Consider the following 19221-nt stretch of genomic DNA (forward strand, 5'->3'; position numbering starts at 1 on the left):
CCCTGACAGGGGCCGGGCCGAGGCGCGCCATTCGAAGGAGCGACCGCGGGCGGGTGACGCTGCACGCGTGAGGTGTGCGGCGGCACCCGCCCGCCGGCTGCGGACACGCGCGCCCGCGGTTGTCTTCTTGATACGTGTGCGGCCGGCGGCCGTGCACGGCCGCCGGCGCTCGGGCCCAGGACCCGGCCGCGTCACCGGCCGCCGGCGGTGGCCGGGCGGCCGCCGTCGACGCCGGTGGGCACGGGCAGCACAAGGTCACGCCCGCGTGGGGCGCGGCGGATTCAGGCGCGGCGGTAGCTGTCGACCGGGCCGCCCCAGCCGCCGGAAGGCCCGTCGAACGCGATGGCGAGCTTCGATGCGTCGTCGCTCAGCTTCACGTGCCCCAGGCCGCGATCGCCGTCCTTGCCGCCCTCGCAGGTGTAGGTGATGGTCGCGGTTTCCTTGCCGTCCTTCTTCTCCGGCTTCAGGGTGCCGGTGCACGACAGCTTCGTGCCCTTCGCGGTCACCTTGCCGTCCTCGACGACGAGCGTGTCCAGCGAGTTGTCGCTGGGAGAGACGATGCTCTTCCAGGTGCCGGCGGCTCGCTCGACGAGTGTGCCCTGAGCCGGAGCCGTCCGGGCGGGCTTGTCCGCCACCTGTGTCGCGGAACTCTTCGCGCCGTCCGCGGCCTTGTCGTCCGCGTTCTCGCTGCCGCACCCGGCGGCCAGCATCACCACGGCGAACGTCGCGACCGCTGTCCATCGCGCCTTGCGCACAACACCACCCGTTCCGTATCTGCGTCGTGTTACGCCGGTAACCTAACAGGTGACGGAGGGTGAGCCGCCCGGTCTTCCCGCGGCCGGACCGTCGGCGCGGACCCGTCCGGTGCCCGGTGGTCGCACGCACGGTGCGGAAGCCCGGCGGGGCGGTGTGCGCGGTCGTGGCGTCAGCCGGCCGAGGGGATGAGGCAGGTGCGCTCGAAGGGCCCGCCGTGGGCGGCGGCGTGGGCGACGGCGTCGTTGACGGAGCCGAGGCCGAAGGTGCGGACCCGTTCGGGCGTCAGATCCACAGCGCCCGAGGCGAGCAGCCGGATGATGCCGGCGTTGGCGGTGCGCGGGTACATCCACTGCCCGCGCACGGTGACCGAGTTGCGCATGATCCACGGGTAGGGAAGGGCGAGGTCTTCGCCGCCGAGCATGCCCACGCCGCCCATGAGGACCACGCGGCCGTACTCCCGCACGGTCATGGCCGCCGCGCGTGTCACCGAGCTGGGTGCGCTGGGCGGAAGCAGATCGATCACCAGGTCGACCGGTCCGTCGGCCGCCGCGGACATCGCCGCGCGGTCGGTGGCCTCGTCCCCGGTCAGCTGAACGGGACGCAGCCGGGAACCGAACCGGTCGGCGAGAAGACCCAGCGCGGCCTGGTTGCGGCCCGGGGCGACGACGCGACCCGCTCCCATCGCGAACGCGACCGCGACCGCGCTGCTGCCGAGGTTGCCGGTGGCCCCGCTCACGAGCACCGTCTCCCCGGCCTCCAGTCCGCCCGCCAGCAGACCGCCGTAGGGGATGGAGTGCACACTGAGTGCGGCCCAGCGCGCCGGATCGTCCTCCGCCGCGGCGGGCAGCGGGAAGACGTTCTCCGTCGGCACCCGCATGAGTTCGGCGAAGGAACCGTCGTGCAGGTACCGGGCGAGGCGCGCACCGCCTTCACCGCGAGAACTCCAGCCCTGCAGGGCGATGTCGGGTGTCAGGGCGTCGTCGCGGGCACGCACCGTCGAGTCGCACCACACCAGGTCGCCGGCGCGCAGCCGGGTGGCGTCCGGGCCGACGTGGACGATCCGGCCCACCCCGCCGATGCCGGGCACGACCGGGGGAACGAGAGGGTACTTCCGCGTGCCGTCGAAGACCTCGGCCGCATAGGGCGCCACGAGGGAGGCGAGGACCTCGACCACCACCTCCCCTCCCCCGGCTACGGGATCGGGCACCTCCCGCACCGTGAGCGGGGCGCCGAACTGTGTGAGAACCGCTGCTCGCACGTGTGACCTCCGGGTTCGTCCGTGCTGATGGGCCGTGCCGGCGGGTTCGACCCTAGGGACCGGGACGGGTATGCGGGAAGCGACGGTTGTGCATGTGTGGTATGCGTATGCCGCATGGACCTCTCCAGTGCGGGACTGCGCGTCCTGCGGCAGATCGCCGAGTCCGGCAGCTTCACCGCGGCGGCCGCCCGCCTCGGCTACACGCAGTCGGCCGTGTCACGTCAGGCCGCCGCTCTCGAACGCAGCGCCGGCACCACCTTGTTCGAGCGCCGCCCGGACGGGGTGCGGCTCACCCCCGCCGGCCTGACCCTGCTGCGGCACGCCCACACGATCCTGGCCTCGCTGGCAGCGGCGGAGCGTGAACTGACCGGCGCCGCACCGCGGACGGAACGAGTACGGCTGGGGGTGTTCCTCAGCGCGGGCGCGGCGATCGTGCCCGCCGCCCTCGCACACCTCGCCGCGTCCGGCTCGCCGGTCTCGGTCACCACCCGTGAGGGCACGACGCCCGGTCTGATCCGGGCGCTGCGCGCGGGCTCGCTCGATCTCGCGCTGCTGACGTCCCGCCCGCCGCACCGGCCCTTCGACAACGACGCGCCCCGCCTGCACGTCGAGACCGTCACGGACACCGAACTGGTCGTGGCGGTGCCGTCGGCCGGTGCGTTCGCCGGACGTACCACGGTGCACGTCGACGAGCTGGTCGACGCCGCGTGGATCGCCGCCCCGTCGTCGCGGGCCGAGCCGCTGCTCGGTGTCTGGCCCGGGCTGCCCGGGCGGCCGCGTGTCGTCCACTCCGTGCGGGACTGGCTGACCAAGCTCCAGCTGGTCGCCGGCGGTTTCGGGGTGACGACGGTGCCGGAACGGCTCTCCCCGCTGCTGCCGCCCGGGGTGAGCCTGCTGCGCGTCGACGGCGCTCCGCCCGAGGTCCGCCGGGTGTGCGTGGCACGCCTCGCCGGCCGTCCCGCCGCCGCGGTCACGGCGGTCGCCCGGGCGATCGTGGCGGCCGCGTGAGCCGCCGCGCTGGCTCGCGCCGCACACCGCACGAAGGCCGTTCCTGGCGGTCGCCTGCCAAAGCCGGACCGAGCCGGGTACGACGAGCCCCAGCATGATCACCACGGTGGGGGCCGCCAGGCCCCGTCCTGTCGGGCCGGCCGCCGGGAATCGGCGAGCTGATTCCCGGTGTCGAGCCGACAACCGCGCGCAGTGTCGACGTGCCGGCGGATGACAGTCGACAGGGCGGACACCGAGCAGAGTGATACCTGTTGACCGTTCGAGCCGCCCGGCCGGGTACCGGCCGAAGAGAGGGGAGCACACCGTGCACGAGGTCGTGGCAGAGGTCTGGCGCGGAGATTTCCTGGAGTCCGTGCACCACGGAACGGTGTACGCGGCCGGCCCGGACGGCGAGACAGTGCTCAGCATCGGCGACGTGGACCGCCCGATGTATCCGCGGTCGTCCAACAAGCCGATGCAGGCGCTCGGCATGCTGCGGGCCGGGCTCGATCTGGACGGCGAGCTGCTGGCACTGGCGTGCGCGAGCCACTCCGGCGAGAGCTTCCACCTCGACGGTGTGCGCCGCATCCTCAAGGGTGCCGGACTCACCACGGAAGCTCTCCAGTGCACGGCCGCCCTCCCCATCGGTGAGGACGCGCTGCGTGCCCACCTCGCCGACGGCGGTGTTCCGACCCCGCTGACGATGAACTGCTCGGGCAAGCACGCCGCCATGCTCGCCACCTGCGTCGTCAACGGCTGGGACACCGAGACGTACCTGGACCCGGAGCACCCGCTGCAGCGCGCGCTGCGGGCGACGCTTGAGGACCTGGCCGGCGAGAAGGTCGCCTCGACCGGTGTGGACGGCTGCGGTGCGCCGCTGTTCGCCGTCACCTGCCGCGGCCTGGCGAGGGCGTTCGCGACGCTTGCGACCGGTGAGGCCGGTTCGCTGGAGCACCGGGTCGCCCAGGCGATGAACAGCCACCCCGACTACGTGGGCGGTACCGGGCGGGATGTGACCCGGCTCATGCGCGCGCTGCCCGGGTCGGTGGCCAAGGACGGCGCGGAGGGTGTGTACGCGATGGCTCTCCCCGACGGGTCGGCCGCTGTTCTGAAGATCGCCGACGGTTCTGCCCGTGCGCGCTCCGTGGTGATGATGGCCGCGCTTCGGCGGCTGGGCATCGACACGGCGGCCGACGAGACGCTGGCCAGCATGTCCACGACTCCGGTGCTGGGCCACGGCAAGCCGGTCGGGGCCGTGCGCCCCGCGGAGCGTCTGCGGTGACAGCAGCCCCGTCGGTGACGGTCCGTCTCCTTGCCGAGGGTGCCCGGTGCCGGACGCCTGGTCCGGCACCGGGCGGTCCGCCCCGCCGGGGCCTGCACGGGGCGCCGCCTGCCGCTGGGGCAGGCAGCGCCGCCCGGTCGCCGCTGCCTCAGCCGAGCCGGACGGGCGGCAGGGTGAGAGCCGTATGGGCCGGCCGCCCCTGGTCGACGGGGAGGCTGCTGAGGGTGCGCAGTCTGCTGTTGCGCCGCTCCAGGTCCTGGCGGGTGACCGGGAAGAGTGCGGCTTCGCCCTTGCCGACCAGCGCCTGGTTCTGGGTGACGAAGTCACGGGTGTCGCGCTCGTAGGCGGCGAAGCCCGCGACGTGGTCCCCGTCGGCCAGGGATGCCGCGAGCATGTAGGCGCCGACGAGCGCGATGCTGGTGCCCTGGCCGGTGAGGAACGACGGCGCGTAGGCGGCGTCGCCCACCAGGGCGACCCTGCCGCTGGACCAGCGGGGCAGATGGATCTGGCCGACGGTGTCGAAGAACGCGTCGTCGGACTCCCGCAGGGCGGCCAGCAGGCTCGGTACCTCCCATCCGGCGTCGGCGTAGACACTCTCGAACAGCTTCTGCCGGGCTTCCCTGTCGCCCAGGACGTCGACCGGCGGCTCCGGCCGGGCGAAGTTCAACAAGGCGTGCAGCTCCTCGTCGTCCTCGACGGCGTAGAGCGCCGCGGCTCTGCCCGGGCTGTTCCACACCACGCTCTCGCTGGAGAGCCCGAAGGTGTTCGGCACGTCGAACACGGCGAAGCAGTAGCCGAGGTAGCGGTGGTACTGCTCCTCGGGGCCGAACAGGAACCGCCGGGTGGGCGAATGCACGCCGTCCGCGCCGAACACCAGGTCGAACGTGTGGGTGGCACCGCTGCGGAAGGTGACGTCGACTCCGTGGCCGGACTGGTCCAAGGTCTCGATGGAGTCGTCGAACACGATCTCCATGTCGTCGCGGACCGCCCGGTACAGGATCTGGGTCAGGTCCCCACGCCGGATCTCCACGTCCCGCCCCGCGACGCTGCCGGTGACGGTGTGCGCAGGGACGGAGGCGACCTCGCTGCCGTCCGCGTCGAGGAAGGTGCTCCGGCGTATGTCGACCTGTGCCTCCCGCACGTTCGGGAGGATCCCCATCCTGTCCACGACGTCGAGTGCGGTGCCGCGCACATCGATGGGCTAACCACTGGCGCGGAGTCCTGCCGCCCTCTCCACCACCGTGACGGCGTATCCGCAGCGGTTCAGCCAGTACGCCAGGGTGAGGCCGGCGATGCCGGCTCCGGACACCAGAACACTGCGGCCCGCCGCGATGCGGCCGCCGGACCGCTGGTCAGAACGGTTCATTTCTCGACTCCTCGGTCATGTGGGGTGACGAGCAGGGCCGGCGCCGTGACGACACCGGACAACAGGAAGGAATGGGACGGTGGCTTCGGCCCCGGATCCGTGTCCGTCGTCGCCGAAGCATGCGTGGCTGGATGGCCGGAGACGCCGCACGCCGTTTGATGACCACCCGTCCCATGGTCCATGCGACAGGTGACATGACAATGCGGCGCGCCCAAGACGTCCGGTGACGCGTACGGCATCGGCACGGGTGCGGCACGCGACGCCGTGCCGGACACCCGAGCCGGCACCGGGCTGTGCCGACCGGTGCCTCACAGCGCGGCTCACAGCCGCAAACCCGGCCGTGGCGGACGCCACGGTCGCGCATATCGCCCAGCGGTTACGTGCGCCGGGGTCCCTTGTCGCTGCCGTCACCGCTCTCCCCCACGGTCACACGTGACGTCACGCACGACACCACGTGCCGCGGCGGTGCGATCGCGCGAGGAACGGCGCAGGCCGAGCACACCCGCTGAAGCCCTCTTCGCGTGTGCGCGTCCGCAACGCGGGCACGCCCGAGGTCCACCACGCCGGCTCGGGGACGAAGGCAGAGGCCTTGACAGGGGCCTGCGATCACCGCAGCCTATGGCTCGCCATGGCAACGTTGTCATGCCGCCCGCTCCGCACTGCGCCGGGCTCCTTCTCCCACCCCGTCAGCTGTGATTGGACGACTCATATGCCCGCTCAGGCGAGTCCCTCGCATCACCCGTCCCGGCGCTCCGTCGTCGCCACCGGTTCGACGCTGCTGGCCGGGCTCGGCCTCGGCACGGTCCTCGCCCCGGCGGCCGGTGCCGTCCAGCGCACGGCCGGCCGGACACCGGCCAAGGCCTCGAAATCCGCCGAACTCGCCGCGTACCGCCCGGTCGCGGTGTCGTCACAGGCGTACGCGCCCGCTCCGCCCGAATTCGTGGTCGACGGCATCCGCGCCCAGGGAGTGCGCGGCACCGGCTGGCGGGCCGAGGCGGGCGATCCGCAGTGGATCTCGGTCGATCTGCAGGCGGTCTGCCAGGTCGACCGTGTCCGGCTGACGTTCGAGGCCGATGCGAGCGACCCGGTGTTCACACCGCCGTCGACCGGCAATCCCTGGGACGGCACCACCGGCAAGGAGATCCTGTCCAGTTACGCGACGGAGTTCGTCGTCGAGACCTCCCGCGACCACACGTCCTGGAGCAGTGTGTACCGGACCACGGCCGGCACCGGCGGCGTGGTCGACATCCAGCTGCCCGACCCCGTCGAGGCGCGCTGGGTGCGCATGACCGCGCACCGGCGGTCCAGCGCCAACCCGCTGGGCGTCAACGGGTTCGAGGTGTACGGCACCGTCCGGGGGCATCGTCCCGAGGTCACCGGCTGGACGGACTGGGGCCGGCACCGTGCCGAGGCACCGAAGCTGACCGTCGACGCCGACGGCACCGTGCCGCTGGAGTCGGGGTGGACGCTCACCCTGGACGACTGGGCCGGCGGTGAGGGGGCCGAGCTGTCGGAACCCGGTGTGGACACCAGCGGTTGGCTGCCCGCGACCGTGCCCGGCACCGTCCTGGCGTCACTGGTCGAGCAGGGCAAGCTGCCCGACCCCGTGGCCGGTCTGAACAATCTGCACATTCCCGAGGCGCTGTCCCGTCACGCGTGGTGGTACCGTCGGGAGTTCGAGCTGCCGCGCGGTCTGCGCACGGGCGCCGGACGGCATGTGTGGCTGGAGTTCGACGGGGTCAACCACACGGCGGAGATCTGGCTCAACGGGCACGAGGCCGGGACGCTGACATATCCCTTCGCCCGTTCCGCGCACGACGTCACCGCATTCCTGAACGACCGGGGCGGCAACGCGCTCGCGGTGCGGATCACGCCGATGCCGGTGCCCGGCAGCCCCGGTGACAAGGGTCCCGCGGGCGAGTCGTGGGTGGACGCCGGCGCCCAGCAGATGAACCTCAACTCGCCCACGTATCTCGCCTCGTCGGGCTGGGACTGGATGCCGGCCGTGCGGGACCGCGCTGCCGGCATCTGGAACCATGTGCGGCTGCGGTCCACCGGTCACGTCGTCATCGGCGACCCGCGGGTGGACACCGTGCTCCCCGGCCTGCCCGACGACCTGTCGGTCGCCGAACTGACCATCACCGTCCCGGTCCGCAACGCCGACTCCGCCGGCCATCAGGCCACCGTCACCGCCTCCTTCGGCCACGTCCGTGTCTCCCGCACGGTGACGGTTCCGGCGGGCGCGAGCACGGAGGTGACCTTCGCACCGGACGCCTTCGACCGTCTGCGGGTGAAGAACCCCGCCCTGTGGTGGCCCAACGGCCTGGGCGAGCCCACCCTGCACGATCTCACCCTGGTCGCCGAGGCCGGCGGCGCCGTCAGCGACCGGCGCACCGTCCGGTTCGGCATACGGCAGTTCGGCTACGAGTACGACACTCCCCTGCCGTTCGTCCCTTCCTCCGACGCCTTCACCCAGTCCGTGGACCTCGGCCCACAGCACGCCCGTCACGTGCGGATCCGCTGCCTGACCCGGGCGACCGACTGGGGCTGCTCCCTGTGGAGCCTGTCGGTGTCCGACAGCTCCCGCCCGGGGGTCGACCTCGCCCTGCACGCCGACGCGGAGGCCTCCTCCGTGGACGAGGACGACCACCAGGCGGGCAACGTCACCGACGGCGACCCGGACACGCGGTGGTCGTCCACGTGGCAGGACGACCAGTGGATCCGGGTGGACCTCGGCTCCGCCCAGGACTTCGACCGGGTCGACCTGGTCTGGGAGCAGGCCTACGCCGCGACCTTCGTGGTGCAGGTCTCCCAGGACGGCGACCGGTGGACGGACGTGAAGTCCGTGGACAACACGGCGGTGCCGCTGCCGTTCGGCAACGGTGACGCCAGCCTGCGCGTGACGGACTTCGACCCGCTCACCGCCCGCTATGTCCGCATCGACTGCGGTGTGCGGGCCACCAGTTGGGGCAACTCCCTGTGGCAGCTGAGCGTCGTCGACAGCAGCGCCCCGGGCACCGACCTCGCCCTGCACCGGACGGCCACCGCGTCCACCGAGGATGCGGACCACCCGGCCGCGCACGCCACCGACGGCGACCCGCGCACCCGCTGGTCCTCGGCCTACGAGGACCATCAGTGGATCCAGGTCGACCTGGGCTCCGCCCGGCGCTTCGACCGGGTGGCCGTGCTGTGGGAGCAGGCGTACCCGAAGACGTACACCATCCGGGTCTCCGACGACGGCGACACCTGGACCGACGTGACGACCGTCTCGAACACCCCGGACCCGTTGAAGATCAGCGTCAACGGGGTCCGGGTCCTGGTCCGCGGCGGCAACTGGGGCTGGGACGAGCTGCTGCGCCGGATGCCGGCCGACCGGATGGACACGGCGGTGCGGATGCACCGCGACATGAACTTCACGATGATCCGCAACTGGGTCGGCAGCAGCAACCGCGAGGAGTTCTACGCCGCCTGCGACGAGCACGGCATCCTGGTCTGGAACGACTTCCCCAACGCCTGGAGCATGGACCCGCCGGACCACGACGCCTTCCTCTCCGTCGCGCGGGACACCGTCCTGCGGTACCGCATCCATCCGTGTGTCGCGGTCTGGTGCGGCGCCAACGAGGGCAATCCGCCGGCCGCGGTCGACACGGGCATGCGCAAGGCCGTCGAGGAGCAGGCCCCCGGCATCCTGTACCAGAACAACTCCGCCGGCGGCATCGTCACCGGCGGCGGCCCCTACGGCTGGGTGGAGCCGGCCCGGTACTTCGACCCGGCCACCTACGGCAGCAAGGACTTCGGCTTCCACACCGAGATCGGCATGCCGGTCGTCTCCACGGCCGCCGCCACCCGCGCCATGGTGGGCGACGAACCGGAGTGGCCGATCGGCGGGGCGTGGTACTACCACGACTGGAGCGAGCACGGCAATCAGGCGCCGCAGACCTACAAGGCCGCCATCGAGACCCGCCTGGGCACCGCACGAGACCTGGACGACTTCACGCGCAAGGCGCAGTTCGTCAACTACGAGAACCTGCGCGCCATGTTCGAGGCGTGGAACGCCAACCTGTGGGACGACGCCAGCGGTCTGATGCTGTGGATGTCCCACCCGGCCTGGCACAGCACCGTCTGGCAGACCTACGACTACGACTTCGACGTCAACGGCGCCTACTACGGGGCGCGCAGCGGTTGCGAGCCCCTGCACGTGCAGGCGGACCCGGTGGACTGGCGGGTCCTCGCGGTCAACCACACGCGCGCCGCGCTGAAGCAGGCGACGGTCACGGCGGAGACGTACGGTCTCGACGGCCGCCGTCTGGGCCGCGGGAGGACCGCCCGCGTCGACGTCGGGCCGGCCGCGACCGCACAGGCGTTCACGGTGCCGTTCACCGACGACCTGCCCGGCCTGCACCTGCTGCGGCTGACCCTGCGCAGCCGTGAGGGGCAGGTGCTGTCCGCCAACACCTACTGGCGGTACCGCACTCCCGAGGAGATGCAGGGCCTGAACCGGCTCGAGGCGGTGCGGCTGTCGGCCTCCGTCGGCCACGTCTCGCACGACGGCGACCGCCGTACGCTGTCCGTGACGGTCCGCAACCGGGGATCCGCCGTCGCCGCGATGGTCCGGCTCTCCCTGCTGGACGCGCCGGGCGGCGAACGGGTGCTTCCCGCCCTGTACGGCGACAACTACCTGTGGCTGCTGCCCGGCGAGAGCAGGACCCTGACGGTGTCCTGGCCCGCGAAGGCACTGCCGTCGGGCAGACCGGCGCTGCACGTCGAGGCCTACAACGCCGCCACGATCACGGTGCGCGCCTGAACCGGCCATGCTGCGTCGCGCCGTCCGCGTCCTCGCGGACGGCGCGATTGCGGGCCCGGGGCGGCCGTCACGCAAGCCTGCGGTCCGGCCGTCTCCCTACTTCTCGTTCCTCCCGCCGCCGGCTCGGCCTCCTGTGCACACCGATCTCGCGTTCAGACCTCTCGCACGGACCGCAGTCATGCGAGCATCGATGCGTCCTGAACCCTGGCTGACGGCATCGTCGCAGCTCACACGGCTGCATAGCGGTCCGCATCGATGCATGGGCCGACAATGCCCGCAGACCGTGGCGAGTCCTGTGGACCTTCCTGCACGCTTCTGGTGCGGTCGGCGATCACGCCCCGCACTGTTCGCATTCCGACGCCCGGCCGCGGGAGACCTCTGCCCGCATCGACCGGCCGGACCGGCGCATGCGCCCGTACATCCGTCTGTTGAGCGAAGAGGCGAGGAACACCTGTGTCCGAGTCCAGGACGACGATGCTGTCCGTACTGATCGCCGGCGCCGTCCTCGCCGGGGGAACCGCCGCCCTCCCGGCCCAGGCGGAGCCGCGCCCGGCCACCATGGCCGAGCAGAGCACCCCGCCTCGGCGGAGCTGTCCGCACCGGTGCTCAAGAAGAGCACCCGGCAGCAGACGCTGGCGCGTGCCCGCGTCTGGCTGACCGCCGACAACGGCCGGCCGGTGCCCTACAGCCAGACCGAGCGGTGGAAGGACGGCTACCGGCAGGACTGCTCGGGCTACGCGTCCATGGCGCTGGGCCTGTCGAAGCCCGGCCCGAACACCGTCGCCCTGGCCAACACCCGCAGCATCACCCGCCCCATCTCGATGAGCCGGCTCAAGCCGGGTGACCTCGTGATCGACGCGATCGGCGGCCCCAACTCCCGTCACGTCGTCATCTTCGAGGAATGGAACAACGCCGCCCACTCCTCCTACACCGCGTACGAGCAGCGCGGCGGCCACGGCACCGACCACCGCTCCCTGACGTACGGCCTGAAGAAGGGCAGCCAGTTCGAGGCCTACCGGCCGGTCCAGTACCGCGACTGACCCGGCGGTGACGTCGCCAGGGGCCGCCGGCTGCTGTGCCGGCGGCCCCTGCCGCGGGGTCGGTGCCGGCCCCTACTGCCACCACTGCGGGCTGAGAGCGATCTTCCGCAGCTGGGCGATGGTCAGGGCCGGGGTCTTGCGTGTGGCGGCGGCTTCCTGCGAGCCCGAGTTGAACGCGCTGACGACGACGCGCCGCCCGTCGGGCGTCATCGAGTCCACCGTCCACATCACGACACCCTTGCCGCCCTTCTCGCCGGGCTCCTTGTGGACGGCGACAAGGGTGCCGTCGGGCAGCTCCTCGGAACCGGAGTCGAACAGCTGGTCACGAACATCGTTCATGCCGGTCTGCACATTGACCTGGACGAGGCTCGCTCCCTTGCCGTCGTCGACGACGAGATAGCCGAACCCGGTCTCGTCGCTGGACCTGCCGACGACGGCCAGCCCCTTCGGCAGCAGAGAGGCGAGGGTGCTGCGGACGGGTGCGCCGGGCTCCTGGGTGTACGCGAGCCCATGGGACCGCCGCTGCGGGATCGCGTCCACGAGCGTGCGCCACTCGGGCGCCGCCGCGAGCCGGGTCAGGGCCGCACGGTCCAGCGGCGGCGTGGCCCGGCTGACCGGGGCGTCCTTCTCCTGAGCGGCGTTCCACTCGTTCACCGAGACGTGCTGCCCGGTCGGTGTGATCAGTTCGGCCGTCCAGCGCTTGGTGTCCGTACGCCGGTCCGGATACTCGTACCCCTGCAGCAGCATGACCACCGAGCCGTCCGCGAGCCGGTCCGTCGTGCAACTGTCGTACGGGATGTACACCTTGTCGGGGCACTGCACGGTCTGCTGGGCCTCGTCGGTGCCCGGCGGCACATGGTCGATGGCCACGTCGACGGCGGCCGGGCCCTTGCCGTCGTCGAAGACGAGCGAGGCCGTCGCCGAGTATCCCGGCTTCTCGCCGGAGCCCCGTCCGGTCTGCTCGCTGACCGTCCCGTGCGGCAGCAGCTTCTGCAGGGTCGTGATCATCTGCTGCTCGGTGACGCCGGAGTCGGAGGGCTTGGGCGTCGGGTTCACCGAGGTGCCCGGCGCGGCCGGCTGCCCGGCGGCGCCGCCTTCCCCGCCGGGAAGCACCAGCGTTCCGCCCACCACGGCGGCCACGGCGGTCACCGTGACGGCACCGAAGACGGACGCCTGCTGCCGCCGCCTGAGCCGCCGCCCGTGCGCGGCACCGGCCGCGGTGAGGGCGGCCCGGTCGGTGTCGAAGGAGGCGCCCGCGTCGTGCAGGGCAGAGGACAGGCGGGCCTCGAAGGGGTCGTCGGAGAAGTCAGGTTCTGCGTGCTGGTCGTGAGGCATGAAGGACCACCGTTTCGCTTCGCGAGGTCGAGGAGGGACGTGAGGGAGGGAGGCGGCGCCGAGGCCGGGGGGACCGTGGTGGCTCAGGGCCGTGCGTACTCGCCGATGTCCTCACCCAGCAGCGCCCGCAGCCGGGCGAGCGCGCGGACGCAGCGGGTGCGCACCGCGGCAGGGCTGGTGTCGAGCACGGCGGCGGTCTCCTGGACGGACCGGTCCTCCCAGTACCGCAGGACGACCACGGCCCGGTCCTTGACGGGCAGTTGGCCCAGCGCCTGGAGCAGGGTCAGCCGCAGCGGGGTGTCGGAGGTGGCGGCGGCCGTCTCCGGGAGCTCATCGGTGCTGCGCTCGCTGCTCCTGCGCAGCCGCTTGTGGGCGAGGAACGTGCGGGTGAGGGTCGTCCGCGCGTACGCCGCCGGGTTGTCGGCCCGGTCCACGCGCGACCACCGGACATAGAGCCGTCCGAGGGTTTCCTGGACCAGGTCCTCCGCGAGATGCGTGTCACCGGCGGTGAGCAGGCACGCGGACCGGTAGAGGTGACCGGCCTGGGCAGCGGCGAACTCCGCGTACTCGTCGGCGCGGACCTGTCTCATGTACTCCCCCTGGAACTGTGGACCGGCGGTGAGCCGGCTGTAGAAGAGATCTCACTTCCCTGATGGGATGGGCCGTGAGAAATGTTTCACCGGAGGTGATCCGTCTCGGCCCGGGCAGCGCCGTCCTCGCCCTCGCGGGCAGGCGACGCGGCCCGGGCCGGGCTTTCCGGCGGTGGCTCAGGCCTGTGGTCCGGCCGTCTCGGTCAGCTCGCCGCCGTCCAGGCTCAGCCACCGGTCGACGCCGATGTCACGCAGGAACCGCTCGTCGTGGCTGACCACCACGAAGGCGCCCCGGTAGGAGTTCAGGGCGCTGACGAGCTGGCCCGTGCTGACCAGGTCGAGGTTGTTGGTCGGCTCGTCCAGGAGCAGCAGGTGCGGGGCCGGTTCGGCGCACAGGACGCAGGCGAGGGTGGCGCGGAGCAGTTCGCCGCCGGAGAGCACCCGGACCGGCAGATGGGCGCCGTCGCCCCGGAACAGGAAGCGGGCGAGCAGGTTCATGCGCTCGGCCTGGGTGCGGTGCGGGGTGTACGCGGTGAAGTTCTCGGCGACCGTGCGGTCCGGTCGCAGCAGGTCGAGTCGCTGCGAGAGGTAGGCGATGCGTCCGTCAGCGCGGCGGACGTGGCCGTCGTGCGGGGTCAGGTCGCCGAGGACCAGGCGCAGCAGGGTGCTCTTGCCGGCGCCGTTGGGGCCGGTCAGCGCGATCCGTTCGGGGCCGCGGACGGAGAAGTCGATGCCGGGCCCGGCGAACAGGTCCGTGTCATCGTGGCGGATCCGCAGCCGTTCGCCGTGGAAGAGGGTGCGTCCGGCGGGGACGTCGGTGTCCGGCAGGTCGATGACGAGGCGCTGGTCGTCGCGCAGTGCCCGCGCCGCCGCGTCCAGCCGGGCCTTGGCCTCGGCGGCCCGGTCGGCGTGCATCCGGCCGGCCCGGCCCGCGGACTCCTGCGCGGAGCGTTTCATGGCTCCGGCGACGATCTTCGGCAGTCCGGCGCTCTTGAGGTTGCGGGCGGCGTCGTGGGCGCGCCGTTCGGCGCGCTCGCGGGCCAGCTGCATCTCCCGCTTCTCGCGTTTAAGTTCCAGTTCCGCGGTGCGGACCGTGCGTTCGGCGGCTTCCTGCTCGGCCCGCACGGTTTCCTCGTAGGCGCTGAAGTTGCCGCCGTACTGGCGCAGTTCGCCTTCTGTGAGTTCGGCGATGCGTTCCATGCGGTCCAGCAGCGCCCGGTCGTGGCTGACGAGGAGCAGACATCCGTGGAAGTCGTCCAGTGCGTCGTACAGCTTGCGGCGGGCGTGGCGGTCGAGGTTGTTCGTGGGCTCGTCGAGAAGCAGTACGTCCGGCCGTTTGACCAGCTGGGCGGCCAGGCCCAGGGACACGACCTGGCCGCCGCTGAGGGTGCCCAGGCGGCGGTCGAGCGGGATGCCGCCGAGTCCGAGGCGGTCGAGCTGGGCGCGGGTGCGCTCCTCGATGTCCCAGTCGTCGCCGATGGTGGTGAAGTGCTCCTCGCTGACGTCGCCGGACTCGACGGCGTCGAGCGCGCGGATCACCGCGTCGACGCCGAGCACCTCGGCCACGGTCAGGTCGGCGGTGAGCGGCAGGTGCTGCGGGAGGTGTCCGAGGGTGCCGTTCACGGTCACCGAGCCGGTGGTGGGTTTGAGTTCACCGGTGATCAGGCGCAGCAGGGTGCTCTTGCCGGAGCCGTTGGGTGCGACCAGGCCGGTGCGGCCGGTGCCCACGGTGAAGGACAGGTCCCGGAAGACAGGGGTGTCGTCGGGCCAGGAGAAGGACAGGCGGGTGCAGACGATGGAAGCGTCGGACATGGGAAGACCTCGGACCTCTGTGAGGCAAGGGGCAGGGCGACACCTGTGCGGGCGACACCTGCACCCCGGTGGAAGAGAAGGGAAAAGGGGACGACGAAGCAGGCCACCGGGGCGGGCGCTCCTTCGGCGCGGGCCGGCGACCGGTCGGGTCCGGGTATCACCCGGAGATGTCGTCGTCCACCACCATGTCTGGTCTCCTCGACGCTCTGATGACAGCGCCACCGAGGTTAGCAGACCACCGGGCCGTCGTGTCCGATCGCCCCGGGTGTGCGGGCCTCGGCGTCTGTTTCCGGCGGCAGCGCTTACTAAATTAGTAATTAATATTGACAGCGTTCGTGCGGCGGTCCACAGTCTTCGCCGTGACGCCGACGACGCTCCCCCGCGTCGCGTCCGCATCACGCCCTCCTTGCTTCCCAACTCGTCGGAGAGGCACGTGACTTCACACTCACCCGCGCGAAGACGATCCCCTCTCACCACGGCGGCACGACGGGCCGCCGCCGTTGCCGCTGCTGCGCTGCTCGTCCCGGCGACGGCCTCGGCCGCCCACGCGGACGAACCCGTCGACCAGGGCGCACCCGCCCTGTACGACAGCGGGCTCGCCCCGGTGCCCTACATGGGCTGGAACACCTACTACGGACTGGGCGCACCGACCGAGCAGGAGGTGCGCGCCGTCGCCGACCGGCTGGTCAGCAGCGGGCTGCGCGACAGCGGCTACGACATCGTGTGGCTGGACGGCGGCTGGCAGGCCGACGATCCCCGGGACGCGCAGGGGAACCTGGTGGCGAACCCGGACCGCTTCCCCTCGGGCATCCCCGCGCTCGTCTCCTACCTCCACAGCCGCGGCCTGAAGGCGGGCATCTACACCGATGCCGGCACCTACGACGGCGGGAAGAGCTGCGGTCTCGGCAGCCGCGGCCACTATCAGCAGGACGCACGGCAGTTCGCCGCCTGGAAGATCGACGCGATCAAGGTGGACTTCCTGTGCGGGATCGCGGAGAAGCTCGATCCGGGCACCGCGTTCAAGGAGTTCGGCGACGCGGTCGCCAAGTCCGGCCGGCGCATGCTGCTCAATTTGTGCAACCCGCTGACCGACGACTGGGGTGTGCCGCACACCCCGGAGCAGGACGCCCACAACACCTACGTGTACGCACCGGCGATCGCCGACTCCTGGCGCACCGGCACCGACATCGCCTGGGGCACGCCCAGCCCCGGACAGTGGCCCGATGTGCTGCGCAACATGGACGCCAACGCCTGGCATCCGGAGGCGCAGGGCCCCGGTCACTACAACGACCCGGACTACCTGATCCCGATGCGCCGGATGGCCGACGGGACCCTGGAGCTGACGCAGGAGGAGTCCACGACGCAGTTCGTGATGTGGGCGGAGATGGCGTCACCGCTGGTGATCGGCTCCGATCCGCGCACCCTGCCGCAGTCGATGATCGACACCTTGCGCAATCCGGAGATCATCGCCGTCGACCAGGATCCGCTCGCCGTGCAGGGTGTGCGAGTGGCCACCGACGCTGTCGGGGATGTGTACAGCAAGGTCCTGTCCGGGCACGGCAAGCGCGCGGTCGTGCTGCTGAACCGCTCCGATCGGCCGGCCCTGCGCACCGTCCGCTTCGCCGACACCGGGCTCGGCGGGCCGGTCGAGGTCCGTGACCTGCGGGCCCGCGCCGACCGGGGCACGTACACGGACTCGTACACCGTCGAGGTCCCGGCGCACGGCACGGCGATGCTGAAGCTGACCGGCACGGACGCCCTGCCGGGGGCCGACCTGGAGGTGCGGACCACGGCGAGCCCGGCGGTGGTGCGCGACGGCGGCACGCTGCACACCTTCCTGCGGGGCCCGGGCGGTTCGCTCGTCGAGCGGACGGCCGCCGACGGCACCGGCCGGCCGCGCACCCGTGACCTGGGCGGTCCCGCGAAGGGCGGGATCCTGGGGCAGCCGGCCGCGTACGCCTCCGCCGGCGGCCGTATCGACGTGTTCGTGCGCGGCGCGGACGCGCGGGCCTACCGGCGGGTGTTCGCGGACGGCCGCTGGGGTGCCTGGCAGAGCCTGGACGGGCGACTGACGGACGCGCCGTCCGTGGCGTTCACCGATCCGGGGCACTGGACACTTTTCGCACGTGGCGCCGGCGGTGACGTCGTCCAGCGCGGCCCGGACACGGGCTGGTCGTCCCTGGGAGCGCCGGGCGGCACACCGGTGTACGGGCGTCCGTCCGCCGTCGTCGACGCCGACGGGCAGGTGCATGTGGCCGTGCGGACTCCGGCGGACGAGGTGTGGACCCGCACCCGCGACACGTCGGGACAGTGGTCGGCGTGGACCTCGCTCGGCGGGACCGTCAGCGGCAGTCCGACGCTGGTGACCGTGGGCGACGCGGTGGTGCTGTACGCGCGGGCCGGCGACTACACCCTCTGGCAGCAGCGGTACGAGGGCGGTGCCTGGCAGGGCTGGACGAAGCGGCAGGAGTTCCCCAGTGCTGCCTTCTCCGGTGCGCTGGGTGCGGCCGCGGGGCCGGACGGCACGGTCGACGCGGTGTACCGCGGCGTCGACGGGCACGTCCACCGCACCCAGTTCAAATAAATTAGTAATTAATCTTGACGTGGCCTGCGTGCCACGCGAATCTGGATCCGCCGCGGGCGGGGATCCCGCCCCTTCCGGGCCGTTCCCCGCCCGCGCGGACCCGACAGGGAGTTCCCCATGACGATCCAACAGCCCAGCAGACGCCGGTTCCTCGCCGGGCTCGGTGCCGCGGGGACCGCGGCGCTGCTCAGCGGCTGCGTGACCGCCGGCTCCTCCGGCACCGGCTCCTCCGAGGGAGCGGTGACCCTGCAGTCCAACCTGTCCTCGCCGCTGGCCAAGGCCGCCATGGAGGACCTGGTCGCCGCCTACGGCAAGCAGGGCAAGGGGCGGGTCAGTCTCAACACCGTGGCCGCGGAGACGTTCCGCACCCAGCTGCCCACCTACCTGACCTCGGCCAACCCGCCGGACGTCTACACCTGGTACCCCGGGTCGGTCGCGGACTCCTACGCGCGGAAGAACCTGCTGCTCGGCCTCGACGAGGTGTGGCAGTCCTCCCCCGACCTCAAGCGCTACTCCAAGGCGCTGAACACCCTGTGCACGGCGGGCTCGGGCACGAAGGTGTTCGTGCCGACCACCACCTACTGGTGGGGCATGTTCTACCGGAAGTCCCACTTCGCCCAGTGGGGTGTGCGCGAGCCGAAGACCTGGGACGACTTCCTCGGCCTGTGCGACCGGCTGAAGTCCCGGGGTGTCACCCCCGTCGGGCTGGGCGCGGGCGGCAACACCGCGTGGGTGGCCTCCGCCTGGTTCGACTACCTGAACATCCGGATCAACGGCGCCCGCTATCACCGGGACCTGCTCGCCGGGAGGCACCGGTTCGACGACCCCGAGGTGCACAAGGTCTTCGACCGCTGGCGGGAGGTGCTGCCGTACTTCGACCCCGACGGCACCGCCGTCGCCTTCCAGGACGCGACGACCTCGCTGCTCAACGGCCGCACCGGCATGATGCTCATCGGCACTTTCTTCGCCGACGCGGCGCCCAAGGACGCCCTGGACGACATCGACTTCTTCCGCTTCCCGGTCATCGACCCGAAGGTGCCGCTCGCCGAGGAGGCACCCACCGACGGTTTCTTCGCCAGCGCCCGCACCGGACGCCGCGAGCAGGTGTTCGACGTGATGCGCTACCTGGCGACCGCCGAGGCCCAGGAGACCTACATCAAGGGGTCCTCGGGCACGGTCCTGCCCTGTCACCCCGACGCCGAGGACGCCGGCACTCCCCTGGTGAAGAAGGGCCGCCGCCACATCGAACAGGCCGCGGAACTCACCCAGTTCTTCAACCGCGACTCCAGCGACGCCCTGCAGCCCACCGCGGACACCGCGCTGACGAAGTTCCTCGCCCGGCCCGGCTCCGTCGGCTCCGTCCTCGCCGACTGGCAGCGCGACGCCGAGAAGATCTGGAAGGCCTGA

At 71.9% G+C, this 19221-nt stretch carries 11 protein-coding genes and 1 pseudogene; 6 read left to right on the forward strand and 6 right to left on the reverse strand.

Features of this window, described 5'->3' with window-relative positions; genetic code table 11:
* Positions 1-281: 281 nt before the first annotated feature.
* Positions 282-755, reverse strand: coding sequence for a hypothetical protein (locus IE286_RS14600; RefSeq protein ID WP_189797141.1), 474 nt, complete (start codon positions 753-755; stop codon positions 282-284).
* A gap of 170 nt (positions 756-925) precedes the next feature.
* Positions 926-2014: an alcohol dehydrogenase catalytic domain-containing protein gene (locus IE286_RS14605; RefSeq protein WP_189797142.1), complete on the reverse strand. Its 1089-nt coding sequence runs from the start codon at positions 2012-2014 to the stop codon at positions 926-928.
* A gap of 114 nt (positions 2015-2128) precedes the next feature.
* Here IE286_RS14605 and IE286_RS14610 point away from each other — a divergent pair, with 114 nt between their 5' ends.
* A complete protein-coding gene (locus IE286_RS14610) occupies positions 2129-3022 on the forward strand; it encodes a LysR family transcriptional regulator (protein ID WP_189797143.1) in 894 nt (297 codons plus the stop codon).
* Between the two features lie 304 nt (positions 3023-3326).
* The gene (locus IE286_RS14615; protein WP_189797144.1) at positions 3327-4283 is read left to right on the forward strand and encodes an asparaginase; all 957 of its coding nucleotides are present in this window, start codon (positions 3327-3329) and stop codon (positions 4281-4283) included.
* Between the two features lie 148 nt (positions 4284-4431).
* Here IE286_RS14615 and IE286_RS14620 read toward each other — a convergent pair.
* A pseudogene (locus tag IE286_RS14620) lies at positions 4432-5649 on the reverse strand (FAD-dependent monooxygenase).
* Between the two features lie 709 nt (positions 5650-6358).
* On the opposite strand from IE286_RS14620, the gene IE286_RS14625 reads away from it, so the two are divergent.
* On the forward strand, positions 6359-10453 hold the full coding sequence (locus IE286_RS14625) for a discoidin domain-containing protein (RefSeq protein WP_189797145.1): 4095 nt from the start codon (positions 6359-6361) through the stop codon (positions 10451-10453).
* A 602-nt stretch (positions 10454-11055) separates the two neighbouring features.
* A complete protein-coding gene (locus IE286_RS14630) occupies positions 11056-11493 on the forward strand; it encodes an NlpC/P60 family protein (protein WP_189797146.1) in 438 nt (145 codons plus the stop codon).
* A gap of 72 nt (positions 11494-11565) precedes the next feature.
* Here the strand turns inward: IE286_RS14630 and IE286_RS14635 are convergent, their stop codons facing one another.
* The 3 genes from IE286_RS14635 to IE286_RS14645 form a co-directional block, all read right to left on the reverse strand.
* Positions 11566-12828, reverse strand: a complete 1263-nt coding sequence (locus tag IE286_RS14635; protein WP_189797147.1) for a hypothetical protein — start codon at positions 12826-12828, stop codon at positions 11566-11568.
* Between the two features lie 83 nt (positions 12829-12911).
* Positions 12912-13418, reverse strand: a complete 507-nt coding sequence (locus IE286_RS14640) for a SigE family RNA polymerase sigma factor (RefSeq protein ID WP_189797148.1) — start codon at positions 13416-13418, stop codon at positions 12912-12914.
* A gap of 177 nt (positions 13419-13595) precedes the next feature.
* Positions 13596-15230 carry an ABC-F family ATP-binding cassette domain-containing protein gene (locus IE286_RS14645; protein WP_189797149.1) on the reverse strand — a complete coding sequence of 545 codons (1635 nt, stop codon included), beginning with the start codon at positions 15228-15230 and terminating at the stop codon, positions 13596-13598.
* Between the two features lie 433 nt (positions 15231-15663).
* On the opposite strand from IE286_RS14645, the gene IE286_RS14650 reads away from it, so the two are divergent.
* Together IE286_RS14650 and IE286_RS14655 are read left to right on the forward strand one after the other, a co-directional pair.
* A complete protein-coding gene (locus tag IE286_RS14650; RefSeq protein ID WP_189797150.1) occupies positions 15664-17814 on the forward strand; it encodes a DUF8189 domain-containing protein in 2151 nt (716 codons plus the stop codon).
* A 117-nt stretch (positions 17815-17931) separates the two neighbouring features.
* On the forward strand, positions 17932-19221 hold the full coding sequence (locus IE286_RS14655) for an ABC transporter substrate-binding protein (RefSeq protein WP_189797151.1): 1290 nt from the start codon (positions 17932-17934) through the stop codon (positions 19219-19221).

Origin of the sequence: Streptomyces thermodiastaticus (genome assembly GCF_014656135.1) — a bacterium.
In the GTDB taxonomy this organism is placed as follows: Bacteria; Actinomycetota; Actinomycetes; order Streptomycetales; family Streptomycetaceae; genus Streptomyces; species Streptomyces thermodiastaticus.